We start from the raw sequence: 24,268 nt of genomic DNA on the forward strand, positions 1-24,268 counted from the left end.
TTTGTGACAAAACCGAAGAAAAAATTAAAAAGAAATATGTTTCAGCTTGTCAGGATTGGTCACTGCGTAGATGCGATGCACCTGATCAGAATTAGGATGGAATTCGAAACAGATCGTCATGGCCAGACGTCCGTCACGAATGACCAGAATTCCCGGCGCTCCATTAATGATGACCTGCTTCAGTTCACCAGACAGTGAGCCTTTTTTGGATATGCCTTGCCAGAATGCCATGATGCGCTTGTTGCCATAGATCGGTCGAAGAGCAGAACGAACTTTTCCGCCGCCATCTGATAACAGAATGGCATTATCGGTCAGTACACGAAGGAAAGCATCGAAGTTTCCTGTTCTGGTGGCTTTTATAAAGTTTGTCACCAACTGTGTAGCATATTCACTTCGGGAGGGAGTAACCGGTGACTCATGCTGAAGTTTTTTCTTTACTCTGCTGTAAATTTGACGGCAGTTGCTCTCGGTTTTCTCAACTACTTCGGCTATTGTCCCATAATCGTAATCCAATGCTTCTTTTAAAATAAATACGGCCCGTTCAATCGGAGTGAGCTGCTCCAAGAGCAAAAGGAAAGCGTAAGAGACTGTCTCATCTTTCACTATTTGCTCTAACGGGTTGCCGCCTGAGAACTGCACTTCTGGCTCCGGCAGCCATGGCCCTGTGTACAGCTCTCTTTTCATGCGAGAGGATTTCAGGAGATTCAAACAGCGGTTTGTCATCATTTTCGTCAGGTATGCTTTCATATTCTCCACTTTTTCCAGATCGATCTGATTTAAATGGAGAAAAACATCTTGCACCGTGTCCTCAGCATCAGAAACAGAACCTAGCATGCGATACCCGATAGAGTAGAGAAGTGGCTTGTAACTGCGGTACAGATTATCTATATTCAACGTGGTGATCCCCTCTCAAATAGAAACGGTATTAGATACATACTCCCTTATAATAGTTGGTAATACTTTGGTAGTGAAGAGGATTTCTCGTTGGTAAATAATTTTAAAAACAGGTGTTGCATACTCACGGGGGGTATGGTATTATCGAGATGTAAGGAGGTTGAACAAAATGGAAACCCCAAAACAAACAGATAAAATCCAGGATACTTGTCATGACGATAGTTGTCATACAGGAGAGCGTAAGAGCCACCATTCCGATAAATTAAAAGGAAACCTGACGACTCGTTTGAACCGAATTGAAGGGCAAATTCGTGGAGTCAAAGGTATGATTGAGAAAGATGTCTACTGTGATGATATCTTGAATCAGATTGCGGCAATCCAGTCTGCTCTCAATTCTGTAGGAAAGCTCCTGCTGGAGAGCCATATGAAAAGCTGCGTAATTGAACGCATTCAGGCTGGAGATAATGAAGTTCTGGATGAACTGTTAACTACTATGAACAAACTGATCAAGTAAGGATTATTGAGAAAAACCAAAAGAGAAGTCCTTTCTCTTTTGTCTAAAGCATACGGTACGTAGGTATAGTAAAGAAGAGGTGTGGATAAAAGATGAGTACACAGAATGCCAATTTACAGATAACTGGGATGACATGTGCAGCTTGCGCAAACCGAATCGAAAAGGGATTAAAGAAGATGGAGGGTGTCTCCGAGGCGAATGTGAACTTCGCTTTGGAGAAAGCAAGTGTTACCTTCGACCCTTCTCTCATTCAGGTAGCCGATATTGAGAAGAAAGTGGAAGCACTGGGATACGGTACGGTTAGCGAAAAGGTGGAGCTTGCGATCTCAGGGATGACCTGCGCCGCTTGTGCAAACCGCATCGAGAAAGGCCTGAACAAACTACCTGGGGTAAAGAAAGCAACAGTCAACTTCGCCTTGGAAACAGCAACTGTCGAGTATTCACCTGGTGAGGTGAACATCAGTGATATGTCCCGCAAAGTGGAACAACTCGGCTATCAGGCACATTTGAAGGAAGAGGAAAAAGAAAGCGGAGTCGATCACAGACAGCTTGAGATTACCAGACAGAAGCGTAAATTCGTGATATCTGCCATTCTCTCGTTCCCGCTCTTGTGGGCGATGGTCTCACACTTCAAGTTCACCTCATTTATCTGGCTGCCTGAAATTTTTATGAATCCCTGGTTCCAGCTTGCCTTGGCAACTCCGGTACAGTTCATTATTGGCGGACAGTTTTACGTAGGAGCGTATAAAGCTCTTCGCAACAAAAGTGCCAACATGGATGTACTCGTTGCACTCGGTACGTCAGCAGCCTATTTCTACAGTGTTTATTTGACCGTGCAAAGTATCGGCAACAGCCATCATATGGTGGAGATGTATTATGAAACAAGTGCCGTGCTTATTACCTTGATCATTTTGGGTAAATTGTTTGAAGCCTTGGCGAAAGGCAGAACATCGGAAGCAATCAAAAAGCTGATGGGACTTCAAGCCAAGACTGCGATTGTCATTCGTGCAGGTGAAGAGATCACCATTCCTGTTGAAGAGGTATTGGTAGGCGATATTGTCATCGTTCGTCCCGGTGAGAAAATTCCCGTTGACGGGCAAGTAGTCGAAGGGCGTTCTGCCGTAGATGAATCCATGCTGACAGGGGAAAGTATCCCGGTGGATAAGGCTGTAGGTGACAATGTTATCGGTTCTACGATCAATAAAAATGGTGTATTAAACATAAAGGCAACCAAAGTTGGCAAAGAAACAGCGCTAGCCCAGATCATTAAAGTAGTGGAAGAAGCCCAAGGCTCCAAAGCAGAAATTCAGCGTGTAGCTGACGTGATCTCCGGTATTTTTGTTCCGATTGTCGTTGGAATTGCGGTTGTTACTTTCTTTATCTGGTATCTGTGGGTAAGCCCTGGTGATTTCGCTAATGCTCTTGAAAAATTGATTGCTGTACTCGTAATTGCCTGCCCTTGTGCCTTAGGATTGGCAACACCAACCTCCATTATGGCGGGTTCTGGTCGAGCAGCTGAGCTGGGCATCTTGTTTAAAGGCGGAGAGCATCTCGAAGCGACACACAAAATCAACACGATTTTGCTTGATAAAACAGGTACAATTACCAAAGGAAAACCTGAGTTAACCGATGTCATTGTTGATCAGGGTGATGAGACACTGTTCATGCAGCTTGTTGGTGCTACCGAGAAAAATTCAGAGCATCCGTTAGCAGAAGCAATTGTAGCTGGTATCGCAGCAAAAAGCATCACGTTCCCGCAAACTACTGAATTCGAAGCCATTCCTGGATTTGGTGTTCGTGCCATCGTAGACGGCAAGGAAGTATTGATTGGAACTCGCAAGTTGATGGCCCGCTATGAAATCGATGCAACGAAGTCTTTTGATCACATGAGTGAGATGGAGACGCAAGGGAAGACAGCAATGCTGGTAGCCATTGACCGAGTTTACTCTGGAATGGTTGCCGTCGCTGATACAATCAAGGAATCTTCACAGGAAGCAGTTGCCCGCTTGAAACAAATGGGTATTCAAGTGGTGATGATTACAGGTGACAATGAAAGAACAGCACAGGCAATCGCCAAAACAGTAGGAATCGATACTGTACGGGCAGAAGTCCTTCCAGAAGGCAAAGCAGAAGAAGTGAAGAAGTTCCAGGCAGAAGGCAAGATTGTCGCCATGGTTGGGGATGGTATCAATGATGCTCCTGCATTGGCGACAGCAGATATCGGTATTGCGATTGGCACAGGTACTGATGTTGCAATGGAAGCGGCAGATGTTACACTGATGCGTGGAGACTTAAATAGCATTCCTGATGCGATCTTCATGAGTCGAAAAACAATGAGCAATATCAAACAAAACCTGTTCTGGGCACTTGCCTACAATGCCTTGGGAATTCCGATTGCAGCAATGGGCTTCCTGGCACCATGGGTTGCAGGCGCAGCAATGGCACTCAGCTCCGTATCTGTAGTAATGAATGCACTGAGATTGCAACGAGTGAAGCTCTAAGATTTGTAGAACACTGAATCTATTCGGCAACTCAAAATATAAATATAGATAATCTAACTGAGGAGGCTTTACCATGCAAAATGTAGTATTGAAAGTAGAAGGAATGTCTTGCGGTCATTGTGTGAATTCTGTTGAGGGTGCCTTGAAGGAAATTGGCGCCACAGGGAAAGTGGATCTTGCCAAAAAATCAGTAAGTATCGAGTTCGACGAATCAAAGCTATCTCTTGAGAAAATCAAGGAAGCAATTGAAGATCAGGGATACGATGTAGTTTAATAAGAGTAGCAAAAATCAAACCCTATGTTTGTAAAAGCATAGGGTTTGCTATCTTTATGGGAATGTTGAAACTTTCTACTAAAGGGAGAAAGCGATGAAAAAGTGGGGTTCGATCCTGTTATACCTGGTGCTCTTAGGTATCGTTTTGCTATATAAAGATGAATTGTTGGCATGGGCCCAAAACGGGGATCCGACACAAATTCCTCTCATGATCCTGTTCGCTACGCTGGCTGGTCTGTTTCCTGTCATCCCTTATGGCATCATCGCTGGAATCATGGGGGCCAAATACGGTCTGGTATGGGGCGGATTGATTAATGTTACTGGCTCGACACTGGCTGCTTTGGTGATGTATCTGGTGGTACGGTATGTTTTTTATCAGGCTGGAAGAGAGTTTCTGAAAAAATCAAGCAAGCTGGAAAAATTCAACAAGATGGTCGAACAGAATGCGTTTCTGGCAATTCTCATTGCTCGCATGATTCCCATCGTTCCGGCACCGGTGGTCAATATTTATTCAGCCATAGCGGGAATTTCCTTTGGCGTGTTTACCATTGCTACCGTAATCGGCAAAATACCAGTTATGCTTGTATTTGCCATCATGGGTGATCAAATCTTCACGAATCCCCGCAACATGATTTTCACGATTGTTGTGTACAGCTTGTTTCTGGCAGTTGTCACTGTTTGCTACCGATTCTGGATGAAACGAAAGAAGGGTGAAGCATATGCTCGCAGTTAGTGCATGTCTGGCAGGTTTTCCATGCCGATACGATCATAAATCATGTACAGAGGTTGAAATAGCACAGATCGTTCAAACTTCACAGGCAATCCCGCTTTGTCCTGAACAATTGGCTGGGCTGCCCACACCTCGCGATCCTGCTGAAATCGTCGGGGGAGACGGATTTGACGTGCTCGAAAAGCGGGCAAAAGTGATCGACAGTGAGGGGCACGATGTAACGGAGATCTATGTGAAAGGTGCTTATGAGGCACTAGCCTTCTGTCAGGAAAGAGGGATCACTTCTGTTGTTCTCAAGGATGGCAGCCCGACTTGTGGCAGTCAGCAAATTTATGACGGAACGTTTAGCGGCAGAAAAATACCTGGAGCTGGAGTGGCGACAGCTTTATTGGTCCAAAATGGGATACAAGTAAACGGGAAAGGCTGATCTATCGTTTCTGTTAGCCTAACGATTCGTAATACCACGTATGGTAACCGACCAGAAGATGATGAGAGGTGATGAATCATGAAAGTACACGATTGTCCTACTTGTAATACCTACAGTGGAGAATGTATGATTGTCGTCCAGAATGCTCCAGATCATTCGGAAGAGATATTAAAGTGCAGTATTTGTTCCTGGAGCGGAAAGTGGTCGGACATGAAAGTGCGGGAGAAGAAAGAGCCGGAGATTCCAGGAGGCATACCGATCCCAGGTGTCGAACCGATTATTGACTACTATGTACTTCATTCAGATCAAATGAGAATTACATATACGGGAGGTTGTTGCCCTCATTGTGGGGGGAGTGACCCATTATGCTGGTGCATGATGTGACGATCGTATTCTATGAGCCTCTTGATCAATTATTTATGTTCATTGAAAAATCCTTTGAAAAAATGAAAACAAAAGACTTTACATAGGGTATGGGGGTATAGTATTCTTGACTCAAGAAAGATATCAAGGTTACCGATATGAGGTGACCTAAATTTTCGGATTAAAATATACTATAGACAGGTATGGTATATAAGAGGTTATTTACATAATCATAGTGAAAATGTAAAATAACTCCAAACGGCCAATAAAAAATATTTGATAGCTTACATAAGGAGGAATTGATCATGTCAGGCCAAACAGCAACATCGGTGCAATCTAGCAAAAATTTATCACAAAAAATTGTGACATTCACATTTTTGCTCGGTATATTCATGGGAGCATTAGACCACGGAATCGTCGGTCCAGCGTTAAGTTCGATCTTCACCAGTTTTCAGGTGGACCCGAGTTGGGGAGTGTGGAGTTTTACGATTTATACCCTGACTTTTGCGATCAGTATTCCCATCTTGGGTAAACTGTCAGACCGTTTGGGAAGAAAACAGACCTTCATGACAGGTATCACACTTTTTGCAGTAGGATCGCTGATTGCTGCATTTGCTCCATCTTTCGGTGGGTTTCTGTTGGGGAGAGCGGTTCAGGCCATAGGGGCGGGAGGTATCTTTCCGATTACTGCGGCGCAGATTGCTGCAACTACCCCGCCAGAGAAACGTGGGCAAGCGATGGGCTGGATTGGTGTAGCTTTCGGGTTGGGAACCATTATGGGCCCGGCAGCGGGTGGACTCATTATCTCTTATATGAATTGGCAGTGGATTTTCCTGATTAACATTCCGATTTCACTCATTATCCTTGGCTTGTTGGCAGGCTACAAACAAGAGCAGGATAAAACCAGCAAACCAATCGACGTCAAGGGTATTATCGTCCTAAGTGCTATCATTTTATCGATTATGTATGGAATTACGAGCAAAACCTGGTGGATGATTGGTTTGGGTATTGTACTTGTTCCACTCTTGGTAGGAATTGAACGCAAGCAGGCTGATCCGGTACTGAACATTGCTTACTTTACGAGAACCCATACACGCACATTGCTTCTTGCTTCCTTGCTTTCTGGTTTTGTCATGGCGACCTCAGCAAACTTCTTCCCTTATTTTGCGGAGAATGTTTTGGGGATGATGAAAGGAAACTCGGGTTTACTCGTCACTCCATTTGCCATCGCCTCCATGATTGCCTCGCTGGTTGGAGGAAAGATGTCCGATCAAATGGGTGCCAAGAAAGTGCTAGTAATCGGCTTTATCATCACATTGGCTGGAGCATTTGCACTTGCTGTTTTGGTAAATACTCTGCCACTCTTTATCGCAACCAGTATTATCATGGGGTTTGGTGTTGGGATTGTCATCGGTGCACCGCTGAATGTGCTGATCCTTCAAGCAGTTGAGTTGAAGGAAACAGGTGCAGCAGTTGGATATCTCAGTTTGTTCCGCTCACTCGGTTCGACACTTGGTCCAGCAGTTGCAGGTATTCTGCTCTCCTTGTCCACATCCGGCTTTACCTTACTGTTCATTACGAGTGCAGTGCTTTCACTTTGTGCAATTGGAATCATTGTTGCTTTTGTACCGACCAATGTAAAAAAAGGATAAATCGATAGGTAAAAAGGTCGCCAAGTTTGGCGACCTTTTCTCAAAAAAGCATTATGGACAGAATTTTTTTAGTGTTTTAATCGCCTGCATATGAGTACCTTCATGGAAAAGGCAGAAGCTCAGGTATTCACCTATCGTATGCAGGGTCAAACCTCCCAGGACTAGCGGATTTTCCACTGTTTCGTCCAAGCGATTATGTAAGACTTCTTTTATCCGTTTGGGTTGCTCCTCAAGTAATTGAATCAGTTCGGGAAGGGGGGGTGTTTGAGCAGGCCACTCTGTTGGCTTGCTTCCCATGCCAAACAACTCATTGAACCCATCTGGAATGATCATTGGTTCCTTGGCAAAGTGAAAGGCAAATTGTTCCTGGGCCAGATAAATGTGTCCCAGGTTCCAGCGGATATTGTTGTTGAATCCTTCAGGAATACAGTCCAGTTGTTGTTCACTCAGTTCACTAACCAATTTGAGTGTTACTTGACGGATAAAGCCCAATTGATCCAAAATGTAGTCTCCCAATTGTATCACCCTTCTTCTATTCTGATTCTGTTCATTATAATCTTATTTCGTTATCGTACCACGTATTAACAAGTTACAAAATATTTAGTATAAGATGGCCGCAGGAGGGGGTTCAGCATATGCCAATTGACTTTCATTCATGTGGGAAACCGGACGATCAGGAAATTAATCTTTTGTGACAAAAAGATCAGTTTCGTTGATTTTATTACCAAAATTTTGTAATAATTAAATATGGTTCTTTATGACTAGTTTCTTGGTATCGACCTGCAAGTGCTCATTGTAGGTCGTTCCTTTTTAACGTGATATTCAAGCGACAAGGAGAAGTGAGTGTAATGGAATACGAGAGATTGGGCATTGTCTTGCTTCTCTTATTAACTGCAGTGGTTGTGCTTGGTATAGGTCTATATACCTATTTTAGCGCCAGAGGAAAACAGGGAGTATCTGTTTATGTCTGGTTAACGATAGCATCAGGGATCTATACGATCGGCTACGCTCTCGAGCTGTCCAGCGACACCCTTCAAGATATCCTGTTTTGGCTCAAAATCGAGTATATTGGCATTCCTGCTATTCCAGCTCTATGTCTGTTTATGAGTATGGATTACGTTGGGATGGAGGGAAGTAAAAATAAAAGATGGCTGGCCTATGCTTTTGCAGTCCCTCTCGTAACGTATGTTTTATATTACACCAACGACTATCACCATCTTTTCTATCAATCTGTATCGCTCCAGCCAGATACCCCGTTTCCAATTGCCAATATCAAGAAAGGGTTCTGGTACTGGGTGCATATCAGTTATTCCTATTTGAGTGTATTAGGTTCTGTTTTTTTACTGATGAAGAACCTGTATAAAACATCATTGAAGTATCGCATGCAGATTCTCAGTATGTCATTTGGCCTGCTGGTACCACTGCTTGGCAATCAGATTTACATTACAGGAAACAGTCCGTGGGGTATTGATTTGTCACCGCTGATGATGTGTCTGGCAGCTCCCTTCCATGCATGGTCGTTGCTATCCTTTCGTTTGTTTAATCTCATTCCAGTAGCTAGGGAAAAAGTTTTTGAAACCATGCAGGATGGTGTGCTCGTGCTGGATTCGGCAGATCGGCTGGTGGATTTTAATCCGGCTGCTGCTGCTATCTTTCCAACCTTAACCTCATCGGCAGTGGGGGAGGCGATTCAACACTTACTGGCAGCTCACGCGGATGTAGTTCATAAACTGTGGATGAACAACACTGGATTTGACTGCCTGATTCGTCGGGGAGACCAAAAAGAATACTACCGTATGGGGGTTTCGGCCATTACGAATACAGCGGGTCAAACCATTGGAAGAATCATTGAGATTAGTAATATTACAGACAGTGTTGTCCTGCACGAACATTTACATAAGCTTGCTACGATTGACGGGCTGACTCAAGTGCTGAATCGAACACACTTTATGGAGGAATGCGAGAGTGTGATCGAGAAAGTAAAACAGTGCCATGCCCCTATTTCTTTTATCATGTTGGACATTGATTACTTTAAAAAGATTAATGATTCCTACGGTCATTTGTCAGGTGATGCCGTGATCCAAAAAATTGCCAGTGTATGTCAAGAAAACATAGGCGCTCCTGGAATTGTTGGAAGATATGGCGGTGAGGAATTTATGATTTGCCTTCCGTATACCCCCGTTTCACAATGTATCGAGTTGGGCGAGAGATTGCGAGAGCTGATCGCCCAACAATCAGTGCCAGTGATTGGCGGAAACATACACGTCACTGCGAGTTTTGGTGTTTCCGGGAGGTACCACCTGTCCAACGATGTCAATGTGGATCAGTTGCTAAAGGAGGCAGATGATGCATTATACCTTGCCAAAAATCAGGGGCGAAATCGTGTAGCGGTTTACAAGGAAGAGGAAAAGCTGGTTGCTCTTATTGCAACGAACAGTAGGGGGTAAAAGAATAAATGAAGCCAAACTATTTACAACTCTATGAATATCACAACTGGGCAAATCAAAAAGTATTTGCTCATCTAAAGGAACTGCCGTCTGATATCTGTCATCAGGAGATACAAAGTGTTTTTCCCAATATCTATGATGCGCTTACCCATCTTTATCGAGTCGACAACACATGGTTAATGGCGATGGTTAAGGATGATAGGGAGACCATCATGGCGAGGGTTGCACAAATACAAGCTGATGTACAGGGAAAAAGCTTGGAAGAGCTGGAGAACATGTTTCAAGAGGTGGCAAACCGATACGATGAATTCTTCCGTCAACATGATATGGATGAAATGACAGACTATCCGCATCCTCAATACGGAACACTGAAAGCCAGCTATGCCGATATCATCCAGCATATTGTCAATCATGGCACGTATCACCGGGGAAATATTACGGCGATGCTAAGACAGTTGGGGCACGCTGGCGTGGCGACCGATTATGTTTTTTATTTGTTTGGAGCAAAACGGTCATGACCGCTTTGTAGGTAACTCTTGAACAATAATGAAAAATATGGTAAATTCGAAAAACAGGAATCGCATCATTACGAATGGTGGTGGGGAATGAGATGGTAAAACTTCATGTTATCACATTGTCCATTGCCCCATTGTCTGAGGATGCGGTTTTCTTAGAAGTGAATAAATAGCCGAATACAGTCTCTGGATCAGAGATAGCTGGCTGTTTGTTCGATTTTTTACCTATACTTCTTTTCGCATGCCTTCTGAACCATGGGAGATAGATTTGCGGTCGTACAAAGTAATTGACGGCCACAAGCAATCTTTTCCCGTGGTTTTTTATTTTGTCATATCCATTTTTCGTAATGTGCGATCCCTGACTTGTTAAAATTTTTGGGAGGCTGAAAGCATGTTAATCAATGATCAGAAAATAGAGCAAATAGTCCATTTGGGAAATGTATGTGGAAAAAATCTGGAGGCAGCGCTGAATGTACCGATACTTCGGAATCGGCAGGATCATGAAAATAATGATTTTTTGCATGTGGAAGACGGGATACTGGTCGGATACCTGGGGATGTTTTCGATTGTGCAGCCAGAGAAAGTCGAAATTACCGCAATGGTTCACCCCGATTACCGGAGAAGAGGCATTTTCTCCGCACTTTGGCAGCAAGCAAAAGAAGAGTGTGAACGTCGCCGGGTAGAGGAAATTTTGCTTGTAGCAGAAGAAAGTTCTGTTGAAGCGAAGATTGTTGCCAAAGCAATTGGCGCAGTACATGCCTTTTCGGAGTACAGACTGGATTTTCAGCAGCCTGCTGACAGCGAGAAAATGCGAGGTAACCATCCGACTTTACGACTGCTGCCTGCAACAGAAGTGCATACGCAGGATTTAGTAGCTATCGGGATGTCGAGCTTCGGCGATCCAGAGGAAGATGTAATGGCTTTGATCGAGCGAAATCATAAAGGCGAGGAACATCAATTGTACATTGCAATGAACGCCTCCACGCCTGTAGGGATGATCACCGTTACCATGGAAGAGGATACCGCCTTCCTCACTGGATTCGGGGTGATGGCTGATCAGCAGGGAAAAGGGTATGGCAGAGCCATTTTGCAACAGATTACAGAGAAGCTAATTGAGAATTCGATACCAAAAATTAGCCTGGAAGTAGAGACGGACAACGAAAATGCCCTGTATCTGTATACTTCTTCTGGTTTCAAGGTTGTGTCGGGATATGATTATTTCCGGTATGAAGAAGAAGGCTGCTAAGTCAATGACCAGCAACCTTCTGCCTTTCGCTCCGTTCCAGGTGCAGGGGAATATCGGAGATAAATAAGATACTGCAGAGGATAATGGCAAGGCCTGCGATCATGCCACTCGTGATTGGCTCTTGCAAGAAGATGACGCCCCACAGCATGCCGAACAAGGGAATCAGAAAGGTCACACTTAGTGTTTTGGTTGGCCCGACATTCGCAATCAAGTAGAAGTACAAGAGATAGGCAATTGCCGTACACAGAAGAGCAAGTCCAAGCACGGAATAAATTACGAGAGACGGAACTGGGGCAGCAGCAGCAGGAAGAAACATGATTGTCAGCGGAAAGAGCAGAGCTGCTGCCCCCATTTGTTGCCCCATCGCAACGGAAAGTGCAGGTACTCCGACGAATGCTTTTTTGGCATAAACGCCAGCAAAGCTGTAAGAAATCGTAGATAACGTACACAGACCTATGGACAGGAACACTTCCTGGGTAAACGGAACTCGGCTCCAGCCGACGAGGACGATCACGCCAATCATGCCGAGCGCAATCCCGATCCATTTGCGAGGTGTCAGCCGTTCTTTCAGCCAAAGCCATGCAACCAATGCCGTAAACAGTGGCGTCATCGAATTAAGAATGGCACTGAGGGATGCGTTCAAATGCAATGCTGCAAAGGCAATGAGTGTGAACGGAATCGCAGCGTTCAGTGCTCCGATGATCAGGTATTGTTTCCAACGAGCTCTGAAACCTGCCGATTGTTTGGTCATCCAGATGATTAGGAGCAAGACGAAGCCGGCTATGGATACCCTGCCCTGGATGGTGAGAAACGGGCCGATGACAGGCGAAGCGATCCGAATAAACAGGAAGGATGCTCCCCATAAAGCGGCTAGTCCGAACAAGGCAAGAACATCTTTGCTTTTCATGGCTATTCACCCTTGCGAAATTGACGTCGGTAATCCATGGGTGTACATCCGATTTGTCTATGAAACAGTTCTGAGAAATACGATGAGCTTTGGTAGCCTACTTCATGCCCGATTTCGGTGATGGATAAATCAGCATCCTTTAATAGGGAAAGGGCCTTGTCGATCCGAAGTTTTGTCACGTATTCCATGGGAGTTAATCCAACCACTTTTTTGAATGTGCGCTGCAAGTGATATTTGCTCATTCCCACTTCCATAGCAAGCTGGTCTAAAGGAATAGGGGCAGAATACTTGTTTTGCAAATAAGTCAGTGCCGATTGAACGATGTCTTCTTCATTTGGTGCTTCCAATAAATCAGGTCTGCATCGTTTGCAAGGACGGAACCCGTCGCTTAACGCCATCGTAAAGAGCGGATAGTATTGGACGTTTTCTCGAATGGGTACTTTGGATTTACAGGATGGTCGGCAAAAAATTCTGGTGGTTTTCACCGCATAAAAGAATTTGCCGTCATAGCTTGGATCAGAGGTCTGAACCGCTTGCCACATTATGTCTTCCTGAACGCTCATATCAAACCCTCCTTCTCTTCTTTTTGTACCATGAGGAGCCGGTTGCTTTCATTCGAAATCTTGCTTTGTAATTTTCTCATCAATCGTGAAGGAGTACATAAATGAACATGTATGTAAGCAGCAATCGCAATGTAAAATTGTTATTTTGGGCAACGCTGTTCGGCAGTGTTACTTTCCTTGAGCCAATCATGGTGCTGTTCTATATGCAGCGAGGCCTGGATCCTTCATCAGTCTTTTGGGTTACCTTTGCCTGGTGCTCGGCAGTTCTCCTGTTTGAAGTGCCGACGGGGGCGTTTGCTGATCGGTTCGGCCCCAAGGCATCATTTATATTTGGCTGTGCGCTCAATATTACCAGTAATATTCTGCTCATTTTTGCCCATGATTTTCTGATGCTCATGATTTTCAATATTCTCTGGGGTGCATCTGTTACCTTTTTCTCGGGTGCAGAAGAAGCGCTGATCTATGAATCGTTGAAAGAAAACAAGGGAGAGTCACGCATGGGTGAAGTGCTGGGAAAAATCAGTTCAGCTACCTACATCCCGATGATTTTTACCTTTATATTCGGTGCCTACTTTGCAAAGGACTTGCAGGAATGGCAGTTTATCAGTTTGATCCTGTTGACCATTTGCTTTCAACTCGTGCAATTGTTCATTCTCATGAAAGTCAGCAATCCAAGAGACTTCGGGAAATTCAGGGAGAATCCGTTCACCCACGTGAAAAACGGGTTGAATCTGATTCGCCAAACTCCTGATATTATCAAGCTGTTTTTGAATTTTACGATTGTCTTCATTCCGTCGTTTGTCATCTTTGGCAAGGTGGAGCAGCCTTATTTGACACAAGCGGGATTACCTGTTGCGTGGCTGGGCGTGTTTTATGCGGGAATGGCGCTGATGGGACTGTTGATTTCGCAAAATATCGGACGATTGCAAAAACGAGTATCGAATATTTCCATCATGCGTCTGTCTGGATTGGCTGCTGTCATTGCCCTAGGCATTGCCAGTTTTGCCTTTGGTCAGACATTGGTCTTTGCGACGATTGTTTTTTTGGTCGTGCGCATGACCCGAGTGATTCGCTATCCTGTCTTCTCACAAATGACCAATGAATATATCCCGTCTGAAAGCCGAGCGACCACCTTGTCATTGCTCTCCATCGGTGATTCAGTTTTTGATCTTTTGATGTTAACCATTTTTGCCGGGATCGCTACGATGGGTATGAGTCCTGTCTTTGCTATTTCTGCTGTGATTTGTACCATTGGCGTGCTGATACCGATCAGGGAAAAGAGGTAAATAATGGAACCTATTTACTACGAAATTTACGGGGAAGGTAAACCACTTGTCATTTTTCATCCGTTGGCAACGGATCATCGGGCAATGAAAGGATGGATGGAACCGATATTCGAACAAGTGACTGGATGGCAGCGTATTTATGTAGACTTGCCCGCACATGGAAAAAGTGGACTAGGGCTCGATGTGACAACCTCTGACGATTTTGTTGCCATTTTCGTGGAGTTTTTGGAGTCACTTCTGGGGAAAACAAGACGGTTTTCGTTAGTAGGTCAGTCTTTCGGCGGCTATATCGCTCAAGGCATTTTTAGCAAAATGAAAGAGCAAGTGGACGGTTTGTGCCTACTTGCTCCTGCCATTCATATAAAGGATCGAACATTGCCAGAAAGAGTGATTCTGGAAAAAGATGAGGATTTGCTTTGCGATATCGATTCAGACGTCGCAACTGCCTTCGATACGCTGATGGTTGTCCAAAACAAACGCAACCTGGTGGCTTTCCTTGCTGATATTCAACCGGGGCGTGAGCTGGCGAACCGAGTGTTTTTAGCAGGTGAATGGCGCAAGAATGGTTACTTCTTTTCGCAGGAACCGTTTGGCGAAGATGAGGTTTTTGGAAATCCAGCCTTATTCCTCCTGGGTCGCCAAGACTGGATTTGTGGTTATGAGGATCAACGGAAACTACTGAATTATTTTCCACATGCTACTTACGCCGTATTGGATCAGGCTGGACATATGCTGCAAATCGAGAAGCGAAAGCTGGTCCAGTCCTTGTTTGTAGAGTGGCTGGAGAGCATTAAACATACGTCCACACCGATTTCGTAAATGCGACTTGCATCCCGAAACGCTGCAAATTGCGCAAGGAGATGCTTCCGAAACTCGCTTGCGCTACCAGTAACGCAGCATCTGTATCAATCGCAGCTTGCATGCGTGCCTGCAACAGGGCAGTCTGCAGACCATGGCCTCTGAATTCAGGTTTGGTGCCTGCTTGTGCGAAAGAAGCCACATTTTCTTTTAGATGGAACAGGGCAAACCCCGCTGGCTGTTCATTTACGTAGCCAAGAAACAGCTTCCAGTCAGGGTGATTATGTAAAAAGGCAAGATTCTCAGGTAATTCAGACGGCTCGTTGAAAGGCAGCTCAAGCGCATCAATAAAGATTTGCTCAATAACAGGCAGCTCAACAGGTGAAACTTCATGTACTGTAACCGAGGTAGTCGGCTGGCTAGGGGAGTAGGTCTCAACGAGCGAGTTAGGGATTCCGTACATAGCGGTATGAAAGTCGGTCTGCCGAAATCCAGCCAGTGATAGCTGCTCGAGCATTTTTGACGTACAAGCAGAGGGGACGACATCGATTCCAAATGGTATTCGGGACGATTGATCGAGATAGAAGCTTTTGATTTCATCGAGAAATGGCACGTCCTCAGGAGTAAAACCATAGACTCGATTAAAGTCCCTGATTGGCAAATTCTTTGCTAGTAGAGCGGTTGCATTGCCGAATTGCTTGATTTCAACTCCAATGGGATTGCCTGACTTCGCTTGCATCGCAAGCATCCGATCTTGCATGACAAGGAAATCGGCATGTTCTATTTGATTGGCCAAATCGTTTGTTAAGATTGGTAGATTCATGTTGGCCCCCTTTTGTTTCGTGAAATTGATTGGAAATCACTGTCATTTTATTATAAGGGGGATCAACCGCATCTTTCACCAGGTTTTCCACCAACTTTCCACATTTTTTTAAAGAAAATCTAAGAATCGGAGGGTAATCTTAGATTGTACACCAGACTTGGAACTTTTTTCTGAAAGGATGGATTGAAATGTGGAGCAAGACAAAAGTAGGTCTTACCCTCGGCGCATTGGTACTGGCATTTAGTGTAGGCAATGTATTTGCACAAGAGACAACACAGTCCGCAACTGAAGGTAAGCAGGCAGCCAAGATGTTTGAAATGTTCAAAGGACATAAAGGAATGCACGGAGTTCACCATGGAAAAGGTATGGCTCCTTGGGAGAATCAGGAGCTGTTAACGCTCCTTTCACTGGATGCAACAGCACTGCAAACTGAGTTTCAGGCAGGCAAGTCACTGGCTGACATCGCCAAAGCAAAAGGCGTTGCGGTTGAAAAGGTAGTTGAACTCCTGGTCAAGCAACATGAAGCTCAACTGGAAACCGCTGTAAAAGACGGCAAGCTGACGCAAGAGCAAGCAACACAAATGAAGGAAAAAATGACTGAGCGTATCACAGATATGGTTAACAATACTCATCCAAAAGGCTTTAAAGACGTGAAAATGTGGGGACACGGATTCAAAGATAACAAAGAGTTGTTCGATTTGCTCAAACTGGACGCAGAAAAGCTGCAAACAGAGCTGAAGGCAGGCAAGTCACTGGCAGAGATCGCCAAGGCTCAAGGAATTGCTGTTGAAAAGGTAGTTGAACTGTTGGTCAAGCAACACGAAGCTCAACTGGAAACCGCTGTGAAAGACGGCAAGCTGACCCAAGAACAGGCAACAAAAATGAAAGAGAAAATGACTGAACGTGTGACCAGCATGGTGAACAACACGCACCCGAAAGGCGATGGGATCGGCAAAGGGTGGGGCAAAGGACACGGTTTGTGGAATGACGCCGAACTGCTTGCCTTGCTCAAACTCGATGCAGAGAAGCTGCAAACCGAATTGAAAGCAGGCAAATCACTGGCGGAAATTGCTGCCGCTCAAGGAGTAACCAAAGAAGTGTTGAGCCAGTTCCTAACCAAACAGTTTGAGAGCAAGCTTGACGAAGCCGTGAAGGCGGGGAAAATCACACAAGAGAAGGCAACTACGATAAAAGAAAAGCAGAAAGAATTCATAGAAAAACTCATCGAGAAGAAGTTTACACCAAAGACTGAAAAAATAGTGACAGGGCAATAAGAGCAAAAGATCAAGCAAAGGAACGTCAAGAGAGGCAGGTGGTGAACACCTGTCTTTTCCATTCGTGTCAAGAAAAACGCTTGTCCTTTTCAAAGCGACTTTGGCAGTGCAACTAAGACTTTTTCTCCATCGTCAGGGAAAAAAGTGGGCAACCAGCGTTACGGAAGAGGTAGCGACGTGTTTGACCACTTCCTGACGATGAGGGAAAGTCGGACAGTTAAACTCCTGCGCAAGCTGTCAGGGAGACCTTGAAAGGACAACGTTTTTCTCACTCTAATAATCTTCTAAGATTCAAATGAGATAATGGGAGAAAACTGTGTATATTTTCTGTGAAAAACGTCTTGACGTTTTTCATAAAAGTGGATGTGACCGCTTGCGGGCAACAAAACGGTCATGACCGTTTTGTTGGCGTAGAAGGTGAAGGAGGCTTCTGTTCATGGCAAGAACGTTTCGAACAATCGGTGTACTCGTAATTATTATTTCTTTACTTGCAGGATGTTCGCCAAGCAACCAGACAAACAATACGCAAAGAGCAAGAGGCGCCCAAATGCGGGCAATACCAGTAGAAGTGAAGCCAGCTGAACAAAAAGATTTCGGATTATCGTTTTCACTCAGTGGTCGTGTGGAAGCTAATCAGCAAGTAGATGCTCCCGCAAAGCAGTCTGGGAAAGTCAGTAAAGTATTTGTACGTGTTGGCGATCCAGTCAAAGCGGGTCAACCGATTGTACAGCTTGACGGAGAGGAAATCCAGATTCAGTTGCAACGTTCGCAGGCGGCGCTCCTGTCGGCAAGATCGAGATACGAGGATGCCAAGAAAGGGACCCAGGAGGAATCGTTAGCACAGACGCAAAACTCGCTAGTCGATTTGGAAAACAAATACAACATGGCAAAGCGGGATCTGGAGCGCTCTGAGAAGCTGTTTGCTGAAGGAGCCATTTCTCAAGAAGAAGTAGAGAATGCGAGATTGCAAGTCAGCAGTGCCTTGACAACATGGGAGAATCAAAAGCAAAAACTGAAATTGGATCAAAAGGGACCGACGCAATCAACCATCGATGCAGCAAAGGCACAAGTAATGCAAGCAGAAGCAGATCTTTCCCTTTCTTCTTTAAATGCAAAGAATCTGGTGATCAAAGCACCAATCGACGGGGTAATTGCTACGTTGCCTGTGTCCATTGGTGAGACGGTTTCTAATGGAAAAGTGGTTGCACAGATTGTAGATACATCGGTAATGAAGGTAAAAACACAAGTGGATGAGAGCAAGGTTGGACTCTTCCAAAATGGACAGTCCGTTGATATCGAAGTATCGGCTGTAGGAGTCAAAACAAAAGGAAAAATCATTTCTGTCAGCCCGGTTGCAGACAGTACACGCTCCTATCCATTGGAAATTGAAGTCCCGAATACTGAGGGGAAAATTCGGGTTGGCATGATCGCTTCAGCAGAGACCAAGGGCGAACAGCGAAAAGCGCTGGTTGTACCAAGAGAAGCGGTTATTTTCAAGGAACAAGCCTATTTCGTATTCACGGTGGAAGACAACAAAGCGAAGCAGGTAAAGGTAGATGCCGGAGAATCGGACGGGGAGCAAATTGAGATACTCAAAGGATTGAAGCCAGGAGCTCAAGTCATCGTGAAAGGCCAAAACATGCTTGTCGCCGATGCTGATGTAACTGTAATCGATCCGAACAACAAGGAACAAGCCCCTGCAGGTCAGCAAAGGAAGCGTCAACCAGGGCAAAATCAGCCAGGTCAAGGTCAACCGGGCCAGGGGCAACCAGGTCAAGGTCAACCTGGGCAAGGTCAGCCAAATCAGGGACAGCCGGGGCAAAGTCAACCGGGACAAAAAGGATAGGTGAACGTGATGCATATTTCTGAACGCTCGATTCATCGTCCTGTTACGGTAATGATGGGAGTCCTCATTGTGATCATATTGGGGATCATCTCCTTATCCCGTATTCCGATTGACCTGTATCCCAAAATCGAGGTTCCAACGGTGGCTGTTGTCGCCAGTTATTCGGGAGTAGGTCCGGAAGAAGTAGAGAATTTGGTAACCAAGCCGATTGAAAAAGCAGTTGCAACAGTAGCGGGAATCAAATCGGTTCGCTCTGTTTCAAGAGAGGGAGCTTCGCAGGTTACCGTTGAATTTGACTATGGAATGGATATGGAAGCGGCAATCACTGAGATCCAGCAAAAAGTGGAACGAGCCAGACGTCAGTTACCAGACGATGTCGATTCGCCGACTGTCATGAAATTTGACCCGAACAGCGCACCCGTTCTCACCATGGCGATCTCATCCAAGCTTGGGCCGGATGAATTGAAGACATTTGTCGATGATCAAATCGTTCCGTACATCGAGCGAGTGAACGGTGTCGCTTCTGTTACGACTTCAGGTGGTTTGGAGCGGGAGATCAAAATTTTGATTGATCCCGATAAAATTGATCAGTACGGAATTACCCTCTCTGACATTAACCAGCAACTTCGCAATCAAAACATCGACTCACCAGGTGGAAGGGTAACAGAGGGTGGCGTGACCTATACGGTTCGTTCACTCGGCAAGTTTGCCTCGATCGACGACATCCGCAATGTCTCGATTCCGCTTAAAGGTGGAGGTAAGGTATTTTTAAGTGAACTGGCGCTTGTCCAGGAAGGATACAAGGAAGTAACGGTTGAGAACAAGCTGAACGATCAAAATACGGTCTCCATTTCGATCATGAAGCAATCCGGCTCCAATACGGTTGCTGTTGTCGATGGTATTCAGGCAGAACTGGACAAACTGAAAACAACTTCACCAATCGACTTCTCCATCCTGAATATTTCTGACCAGTCCCAATTTATTCGGGCTTCGATCAATACATTGGTGCACGATGCGTTAATCGGGGGCGTTCTGGCGATTCTGATCATTTTGCTCTTCTTGAAGAGTATCAGCAATACGATGATTATCTCGCTGGCCATTCCGATTTCGGTCATTGCTACCTTTACACTCATGTTCTTCTCAGACATGACCATTAACGTCATGAGTTTGGGTGGCTTGACACTCGGTATCGGGATGATCGTAGACGACGCCATCGTAGTTCTTGAGAACATTCACCGACGGATGGAGAATGGTCTGTCAATCAGAGAAGCGGCAGTCGAAGGAACCAAGGAAGTGGCGATGCCCGTAATTGCAGCCACTTTGACAACCGTAGCCGTTTTCTTCCCGATTGTTTATGTAGAAGGTTTAACTGCCCAGTTGTTTAAAGACTTGGGCGTCACTGTTTCAATCGGTCTGTTGGCATCCTTGATTGTTTCGTTAACCGTAACTCCGATGCTTGCGACCAAGCTGATGAAAGCAAAGAAACCTTCAGCGAGCGAAACCTTTGATGTTCAAATGACATCCGAAACTCAAGCACTTCAATCAACAGATGCACCAGTAAACAAGAATGAGCCGAGATGGATTGCTGTTTATCGCCGAATTCTTGGTTGGTCTCTCGGTCATCGGAAAACAACCATCCTCATTGCCATTGTTTCGTTGGTTGCCAGTATTGCTCTCGTTCCGCTCCTGGGGATGGAAATGATGCCATCATCCGATCAGGGACAAGTAAATGTCTCGATTACCTTGCCAACAGGAACAGAACTGGAGAAAACAAGAGAAGTCATGACCCAGGCACAAACGATTGTAAGTGAAGTTCCAGAGGTGGAGACGATTTACTCCAGTCTCGGAAGTGCCAATGCAACCCGGTTCGGGAATGCATCCAGCTCATCTGCTTCCTTTCTTTTATTGCTGGAGGATGCATCAAAACGCAAGCGCAGCACAGCAGAAATTGTAGAAGAGATCCGCAATAAACTGAACCGATTCCCGGGCGCTCGTCTGCGGGTAAGTGAAGCGGGAGGAGCGACACTGCCAGGATTAGGCGGCGGTGGGCAAAACAGCGGGGGAGGAAACTCGCCGATCTCCTATGCGCTGCGTGGAAACGATCAAGCGACATTAAAAGAAGTGGCGGAAAGACTGACAGATGAAATCAGTCAGTTGAAAGGGGTACGGGAAGCCGACAATACACTGGAGGATTCTCGTCCGGAAATTCAGGTCTCGCTTGATCGGGTGAAAGCGGCTGAGCTGGGCATTACGCAGTCCATGGTATCGAGCACGGTACAGACGGCGCTCAATGATCAGGTGGCAACTCGCTACGAAACGGGTGGACGAGAGACCGATGTTACCATCACGCTTACCAACAAAAGTGCAGCTACAATGGATGATATCAGGAATCTGTCCCTGTTCAATTCTCAAGGGGAGAGGGTACTTGTCAAGGATGTGGCTGAAGTCAAAATTGCCAACGGCCCGCAAACCATTCAACGATTTAATCAGGCAAGAGTTGTCAATGTAACTGCTATGCTGGCGCCTGGCCAGGACTTGGGCAGCGTTTCCCAAGAAATTGATCAACTGGTACGGACTTTCCCACTGCCACCGGGTTATGTCATTGAGGCTCAGGGCCAAAACCAGCAATTGCAGGAATCACAAAGTGGTATGCTGCTCGCTTTTGGACTGGCGATCATTTTGGTTTATATCATCCTGGCGGCACAGTTCGAATCACTAATTTATCCGCTATCCATCATGTTGTCGGTTCCACTCTCATTCTTCGGTGCCAGCTTCAGTCTGTTTATTACAGGCAGGCCGTTGAGTGTTCCGGCTTTCATCGGTATCATTCTTTTGGCGGGGATTGTTGTGCGGAATGCCATCGTACTGATTGACTTCACCAACATCCTGCGCAGACAGGGAGTAGATCGTACAGAAGCATTGCTGACAGCGGGGCCTGTTCGTTTGCGCCCGATCCTGATGACGACACTGTGTACCGTACTCGGTTTGCTGCCTTTGGCAATTGGTCTGGGAGAAGGGGGAGAGAGTCAAGCTCCAATGGCGACGGTCGTTATTGGCGGACTATTGTTCTCCACCTTGCTCACACTGGTCGTCATTCCGGTTGTGTACAGCATTTTGGATGACTTCTCGATTCGTCTGCGAAAAGTGACAAATCTTTTTTCCTTTCGCAAAACAAAATCAGTTACGATAGAAAAGTAGAGTAAAAATGAACCGAGGGTGTGAATGGTTGTGCGTATTCTTGCTGTAGAGGATGAGGTATCTCTGCTCCATGCCATATCTGACCTTTTGCGTGAGGAAGGCTATGCGGTTGATACCGCTGAACGTGGTGACGAGGGCCTTTATCTCGCTGAAAAAGGCATTTATGACATGCTTCTCCTGGACATTATGATGCCAGGATTGAATGGCCTATCCTTGGTAAAGAAGCTGCGTGCCGACGGAATTCGCACCCCTGTCTTGTTCTTGACAGCCAAAGACAGCGTGGATGCTCGAGTGAAAGGTCTTGATGCAGGAGCAGATGATTATCTGGTCAAGCCCTTTGCGGTGGAAGAGCTGCTGGCAAGAGTCAGGGCGTTGTTGCGCCGCAATGGCAAAATGGGTATCGAAGGCGATTTGTCATACGGACCGATCAAGCTGAAGGAAAAAGAGTATGACGGGTATGTCGATGAGACTCCCTTGAAGCTGACCAGCAAAGAGTATGAACTGTTGAAATACTTTCTGTACAATCGGGAACAAATTTTAACCAGAGAGCAAATCTTTGATCGAGTATGGGGAATCGACTCGGAAGCGAATTATGGCATTGTTGAGGTGTATGTGCATTACTTGCGAAAAAAGCTGTCTGACCTCGGTTGTGGAAACTATATTCGGACGATACGCAATGTTGGGTATATGCTGAAGGAGAAAAAAGAGCATGTTTAGAAAGACTCGTATCCGTCTGGTGCTGTTTAATGCAATCGTCCTGGTTTTGCTGCTGAATGCACTGGGGAGCGCCGTTTATTTTTCCATGAAATTTACGTTGTACTCTCAGGTGGATATGAAATTGCAGCAAATTGCTAAGCATATGCGAGAGACGAAGATCTTTTTTCCAAAAGGCGAGAAAAGGCGACTGATCGCTCCTGACCATCGAATCATTACTCTGTTTTGGAAAGACAAGGGCCAATTGATTGCCAGCACGGACAATAACATGGTGGAGAGGTCAGATATTGACCCGTTGCTACAGTTCACCGAGATGGAAGGCTTGGCTACAGTCACCGTAAATGGGCAGCCTTGCCGGGTGTACACATTGAATATCGAAGCAGCAAGAAATCCTGCCCAAGGCCCGTTCAAAGAGCTTCGTACGGTTCAGCTTGTCTATAATCTTGAACCGGAAGAGGAGATGCTCGGCAGTCTGCTTCAGGTGATTGGAATTGGCAGTGCCATCAGCATACTCATTGCGGTCATTATTGGGCTGTTCCTTGCCAAGAGAGCATTGATTCCGATTCAGTCAGCATGGGAGAAACAGCAGCAGTTCGTCGCAGATGCTTCCCATGAATTGCGTACACCATTGTCAGTTATCCAGATTCACCTCGAACGGCTTTTTCGCAATCCTGACCATACGATTGAACAGGAAAGCGAGAATATCGTCGTCGGAATTCAGGAGACGAGAAGGCTGAATAAACTGGTTTCTGATCTTTTGACACTTGCCCGCTCGGACTCAGACGAGGTGCAACTGATCAAAAAGAAACTGTTTGTCGATGAGCTGATTACTTCCAGTGTACAATCCTTTCGCCAATTGGCCACGCTCAAGCAAATTCAAATCGAAACCAAGCTGGAACCAGTGGTTGAAATCGTGGCTGATGAGGAGCGAGTCCGGCAGTTGCTGGTCATCTTGCTGGATAATGCGTTGAAATATTCACTCGATCACGGGCTCATTACGGTTGAGTGCCGAAGAGACGGAAATTGGGTGACAGTATCAGTCAGTGATCAGGGAATTGGCATTGCTAAGGAAGATATCCCCTTTGTGTTTGACCGATTCTTCCAGGGAGACAAAATGAGGTCTCGAACAGTAGAAGGAACGGGCTTGGGCCTGTCGATCGCCAAGTGGATCGTGGAATCACATGGAGGCAAAATTCGTGTAGAAAGCGAAGAAGGAGCAGGGGCTACCTTTTTTGTCACACTTCCTGTCAAAGGCAAGGGATAACGGCATTTGCACACACCTACCGAAATAGTGCT

22 protein-coding genes are annotated in these 24,268 nt (G+C 45.6%); 17 read left to right on the top strand and 5 right to left on the bottom strand.

Annotation, left to right across the window (positions count from 1 at the left end; translation table 11 throughout):
* Positions 1 to 24: 24 nt before the first annotated feature.
* Complete coding sequence (locus ACPW7N_RS11765) at positions 25 to 894, bottom strand: RNA polymerase sigma-70 factor (RefSeq protein WP_425651273.1); 870 nt, start codon at positions 892 to 894, stop codon at positions 25 to 27.
* A gap of 169 nt (positions 895 to 1,063) precedes the next feature.
* On the opposite strand from ACPW7N_RS11765, the gene ACPW7N_RS11770 reads away from it, so the two are divergent.
* The 7 genes from ACPW7N_RS11770 to ACPW7N_RS11800 all read left to right on the top strand — a co-directional run bounded on the left by ACPW7N_RS11770 (position 1,064) and on the right by ACPW7N_RS11800 (position 7,355).
* On the top strand, positions 1,064 to 1,408 hold the full coding sequence (locus tag ACPW7N_RS11770; RefSeq protein WP_425651274.1) for a metal-sensitive transcriptional regulator: 345 nt from the start codon (positions 1,064 to 1,066) through the stop codon (positions 1,406 to 1,408).
* Positions 1,409 to 1,500: 92 nt separating this feature from the next.
* Positions 1,501 to 3,909, top strand: coding sequence for a heavy metal translocating P-type ATPase (locus tag ACPW7N_RS11775; RefSeq protein WP_425651275.1), 2,409 nt, complete (start codon positions 1,501 to 1,503; stop codon positions 3,907 to 3,909).
* 73 nt (positions 3,910 to 3,982) lie between these two features.
* Positions 3,983 to 4,183, top strand: coding sequence for a copper ion binding protein (locus ACPW7N_RS11780; protein ID WP_425651276.1), 201 nt, complete (start codon positions 3,983 to 3,985; stop codon positions 4,181 to 4,183).
* A 94-nt stretch (positions 4,184 to 4,277) separates the two neighbouring features.
* The gene (locus ACPW7N_RS11785) at positions 4,278 to 4,916 is read left to right on the top strand and encodes a TVP38/TMEM64 family protein (RefSeq protein WP_425651277.1); all 639 of its coding nucleotides are present in this window, start codon (positions 4,278 to 4,280) and stop codon (positions 4,914 to 4,916) included.
* On the top strand, positions 4,903 to 5,340 hold the full coding sequence (locus ACPW7N_RS11790) for a 2-thiouracil desulfurase family protein (protein ID WP_425651278.1): 438 nt from the start codon (positions 4,903 to 4,905) through the stop codon (positions 5,338 to 5,340). Before ACPW7N_RS11785 ends, ACPW7N_RS11790 begins: the two co-directional genes overlap by 14 nt.
* A gap of 78 nt (positions 5,341 to 5,418) precedes the next feature.
* A complete protein-coding gene (locus ACPW7N_RS11795; RefSeq protein ID WP_425651279.1) occupies positions 5,419 to 5,724 on the top strand; it encodes a hypothetical protein in 306 nt (101 codons plus the stop codon).
* Between the two features lie 284 nt (positions 5,725 to 6,008).
* Positions 6,009 to 7,355, top strand: coding sequence for an MFS transporter (locus ACPW7N_RS11800; protein WP_425651280.1), 1,347 nt, complete (start codon positions 6,009 to 6,011; stop codon positions 7,353 to 7,355).
* A gap of 51 nt (positions 7,356 to 7,406) precedes the next feature.
* On the opposite strand, the gene ACPW7N_RS11805 is transcribed toward ACPW7N_RS11800, so the two are convergent.
* Entirely contained in the window at positions 7,407 to 7,856 is a 450-nt protein-coding gene (locus ACPW7N_RS11805; protein WP_425651281.1) for a DinB family protein, read from the bottom strand.
* 347 nt (positions 7,857 to 8,203) lie between these two features.
* On the opposite strand from ACPW7N_RS11805, the gene ACPW7N_RS11810 reads away from it, so the two are divergent.
* The 3 genes from ACPW7N_RS11810 (at position 8,204) to ACPW7N_RS11820 (ending at position 11,563) form a co-directional block, all read left to right on the top strand.
* The gene (locus ACPW7N_RS11810; protein ID WP_425651282.1) at positions 8,204 to 9,802 is read left to right on the top strand and encodes a histidine kinase N-terminal 7TM domain-containing diguanylate cyclase; all 1,599 of its coding nucleotides are present in this window, start codon (positions 8,204 to 8,206) and stop codon (positions 9,800 to 9,802) included.
* Between the two features lie 8 nt (positions 9,803 to 9,810).
* On the top strand, positions 9,811 to 10,320 hold the full coding sequence (locus tag ACPW7N_RS11815; protein WP_425651283.1) for a DinB family protein: 510 nt from the start codon (positions 9,811 to 9,813) through the stop codon (positions 10,318 to 10,320).
* Positions 10,321 to 10,708: 388 nt separating this feature from the next.
* Positions 10,709 to 11,563, top strand: a complete 855-nt coding sequence (locus ACPW7N_RS11820) for a GNAT family N-acetyltransferase (RefSeq protein ID WP_425651284.1) — start codon at positions 10,709 to 10,711, stop codon at positions 11,561 to 11,563.
* 1 nt (position 11,564) lies between these two features.
* On the opposite strand, the gene ACPW7N_RS11825 is transcribed toward ACPW7N_RS11820, so the two are convergent.
* Both ACPW7N_RS11825 and ACPW7N_RS11830 read right to left on the bottom strand, forming a co-directional pair.
* Entirely contained in the window at positions 11,565 to 12,470 is a 906-nt protein-coding gene (locus tag ACPW7N_RS11825; RefSeq protein ID WP_425651285.1) for a DMT family transporter, read from the bottom strand.
* Positions 12,471 to 12,472: 2 nt separating this feature from the next.
* Positions 12,473 to 13,033 (bottom strand): bifunctional transcriptional activator/DNA repair enzyme AdaA, encoded by a 561-nt coding sequence (locus ACPW7N_RS11830; protein WP_425651286.1) that lies wholly within the window; start codon positions 13,031 to 13,033, stop codon positions 12,473 to 12,475.
* Between the two features lie 101 nt (positions 13,034 to 13,134).
* Here ACPW7N_RS11830 and ACPW7N_RS11835 point away from each other — a divergent pair, with 101 nt between their 5' ends.
* Positions 13,135 to 14,319, top strand: coding sequence for an MFS transporter (locus tag ACPW7N_RS11835; RefSeq protein WP_425651287.1), 1,185 nt, complete (start codon positions 13,135 to 13,137; stop codon positions 14,317 to 14,319).
* Positions 14,320 to 14,322: 3 nt separating this feature from the next.
* The gene (locus ACPW7N_RS11840) at positions 14,323 to 15,138 is read left to right on the top strand and encodes an alpha/beta fold hydrolase (RefSeq protein ID WP_425651288.1); all 816 of its coding nucleotides are present in this window, start codon (positions 14,323 to 14,325) and stop codon (positions 15,136 to 15,138) included.
* Here the strand turns inward: ACPW7N_RS11840 and ACPW7N_RS11845 are convergent.
* Complete coding sequence (locus ACPW7N_RS11845) at positions 15,110 to 15,940, bottom strand: GNAT family N-acetyltransferase (RefSeq protein WP_425651289.1); 831 nt, start codon at positions 15,938 to 15,940, stop codon at positions 15,110 to 15,112. The genes ACPW7N_RS11840 and ACPW7N_RS11845 overlap by 29 nt on opposite strands.
* A 188-nt stretch (positions 15,941 to 16,128) precedes the next feature.
* Between ACPW7N_RS11845 and ACPW7N_RS11850 the strand changes: the two genes are divergently transcribed.
* The 5 genes from ACPW7N_RS11850 to ACPW7N_RS11870 all read left to right on the top strand — a co-directional run bounded on the left by ACPW7N_RS11850 (position 16,129) and on the right by ACPW7N_RS11870 (position 24,236).
* Positions 16,129 to 17,214, top strand: a complete 1,086-nt coding sequence (locus ACPW7N_RS11850; protein ID WP_425651290.1) for a hypothetical protein — start codon at positions 16,129 to 16,131, stop codon at positions 17,212 to 17,214.
* 436 nt (positions 17,215 to 17,650) lie between these two features.
* Complete coding sequence (locus ACPW7N_RS11855; RefSeq protein ID WP_425651291.1) at positions 17,651 to 19,060, top strand: efflux RND transporter periplasmic adaptor subunit; 1,410 nt, start codon at positions 17,651 to 17,653, stop codon at positions 19,058 to 19,060.
* A 9-nt stretch (positions 19,061 to 19,069) separates the two neighbouring features.
* Positions 19,070 to 22,258, top strand: coding sequence for an efflux RND transporter permease subunit (locus ACPW7N_RS11860; RefSeq protein ID WP_425651292.1), 3,189 nt, complete (start codon positions 19,070 to 19,072; stop codon positions 22,256 to 22,258).
* A 30-nt stretch (positions 22,259 to 22,288) separates the two neighbouring features.
* Positions 22,289 to 22,975: a response regulator transcription factor gene (locus ACPW7N_RS11865; protein WP_425651293.1), complete on the top strand. Its 687-nt coding sequence runs from the start codon at positions 22,289 to 22,291 to the stop codon at positions 22,973 to 22,975.
* Positions 22,968 to 24,236: a sensor histidine kinase gene (locus ACPW7N_RS11870; RefSeq protein WP_425651294.1), complete on the top strand. Its 1,269-nt coding sequence runs from the start codon at positions 22,968 to 22,970 to the stop codon at positions 24,234 to 24,236. Before ACPW7N_RS11865 ends, ACPW7N_RS11870 begins: the two co-directional genes overlap by 8 nt.
* Positions 24,237 to 24,268 lie beyond the last annotated feature (32 nt).

The sequence above is a fragment of the Brevibacillus nigriterrae genome (assembly GCF_049846925.1).
In the GTDB taxonomy this organism is placed as follows: domain Bacteria; phylum Bacillota; class Bacilli; order Brevibacillales; family Brevibacillaceae; genus Brevibacillus_H.

Coding starts and splice junctions, on each gene's coding strand:
- ACPW7N_RS11840 (WP_425651288.1), top strand. CDS start 14,323: ATGGAACCTATTTACTACGAAATTTACGGGGAAGGTAAACCACTTGTC.
- ACPW7N_RS11845 (WP_425651289.1), bottom strand. CDS start 15,940: ATGAATCTACCAATCTTAACAAACGATTTGGCCAATCAAATAGAACAT.
- ACPW7N_RS11850 (WP_425651290.1), top strand. CDS start 16,129: ATGTGGAGCAAGACAAAAGTAGGTCTTACCCTCGGCGCATTGGTACTG.
- ACPW7N_RS11815 (WP_425651283.1), top strand. CDS start 9,811: ATGAAGCCAAACTATTTACAACTCTATGAATATCACAACTGGGCAAAT.
- ACPW7N_RS11795 (WP_425651279.1), top strand. CDS start 5,419: ATGAAAGTACACGATTGTCCTACTTGTAATACCTACAGTGGAGAATGT.
- ACPW7N_RS11770 (WP_425651274.1), top strand. CDS start 1,064: ATGGAAACCCCAAAACAAACAGATAAAATCCAGGATACTTGTCATGAC.
- ACPW7N_RS11870 (WP_425651294.1), top strand. CDS start 22,968: ATGTTTAGAAAGACTCGTATCCGTCTGGTGCTGTTTAATGCAATCGTC.
- ACPW7N_RS11820 (WP_425651284.1), top strand. CDS start 10,709: ATGTTAATCAATGATCAGAAAATAGAGCAAATAGTCCATTTGGGAAAT.
- ACPW7N_RS11775 (WP_425651275.1), top strand. CDS start 1,501: ATGAGTACACAGAATGCCAATTTACAGATAACTGGGATGACATGTGCA.
- ACPW7N_RS11810 (WP_425651282.1), top strand. CDS start 8,204: ATGGAATACGAGAGATTGGGCATTGTCTTGCTTCTCTTATTAACTGCA.
- ACPW7N_RS11790 (WP_425651278.1), top strand. CDS start 4,903: ATGCTCGCAGTTAGTGCATGTCTGGCAGGTTTTCCATGCCGATACGAT.
- ACPW7N_RS11830 (WP_425651286.1), bottom strand. CDS start 13,033: ATGAGCGTTCAGGAAGACATAATGTGGCAAGCGGTTCAGACCTCTGAT.
- ACPW7N_RS11785 (WP_425651277.1), top strand. CDS start 4,278: ATGAAAAAGTGGGGTTCGATCCTGTTATACCTGGTGCTCTTAGGTATC.
- ACPW7N_RS11780 (WP_425651276.1), top strand. CDS start 3,983: ATGCAAAATGTAGTATTGAAAGTAGAAGGAATGTCTTGCGGTCATTGT.
- ACPW7N_RS11835 (WP_425651287.1), top strand. CDS start 13,135: ATGAACATGTATGTAAGCAGCAATCGCAATGTAAAATTGTTATTTTGG.
- ACPW7N_RS11825 (WP_425651285.1), bottom strand. CDS start 12,470: ATGAAAAGCAAAGATGTTCTTGCCTTGTTCGGACTAGCCGCTTTATGG.
- ACPW7N_RS11860 (WP_425651292.1), top strand. CDS start 19,070: ATGCATATTTCTGAACGCTCGATTCATCGTCCTGTTACGGTAATGATG.
- ACPW7N_RS11855 (WP_425651291.1), top strand. CDS start 17,651: ATGGCAAGAACGTTTCGAACAATCGGTGTACTCGTAATTATTATTTCT.
- ACPW7N_RS11800 (WP_425651280.1), top strand. CDS start 6,009: ATGTCAGGCCAAACAGCAACATCGGTGCAATCTAGCAAAAATTTATCA.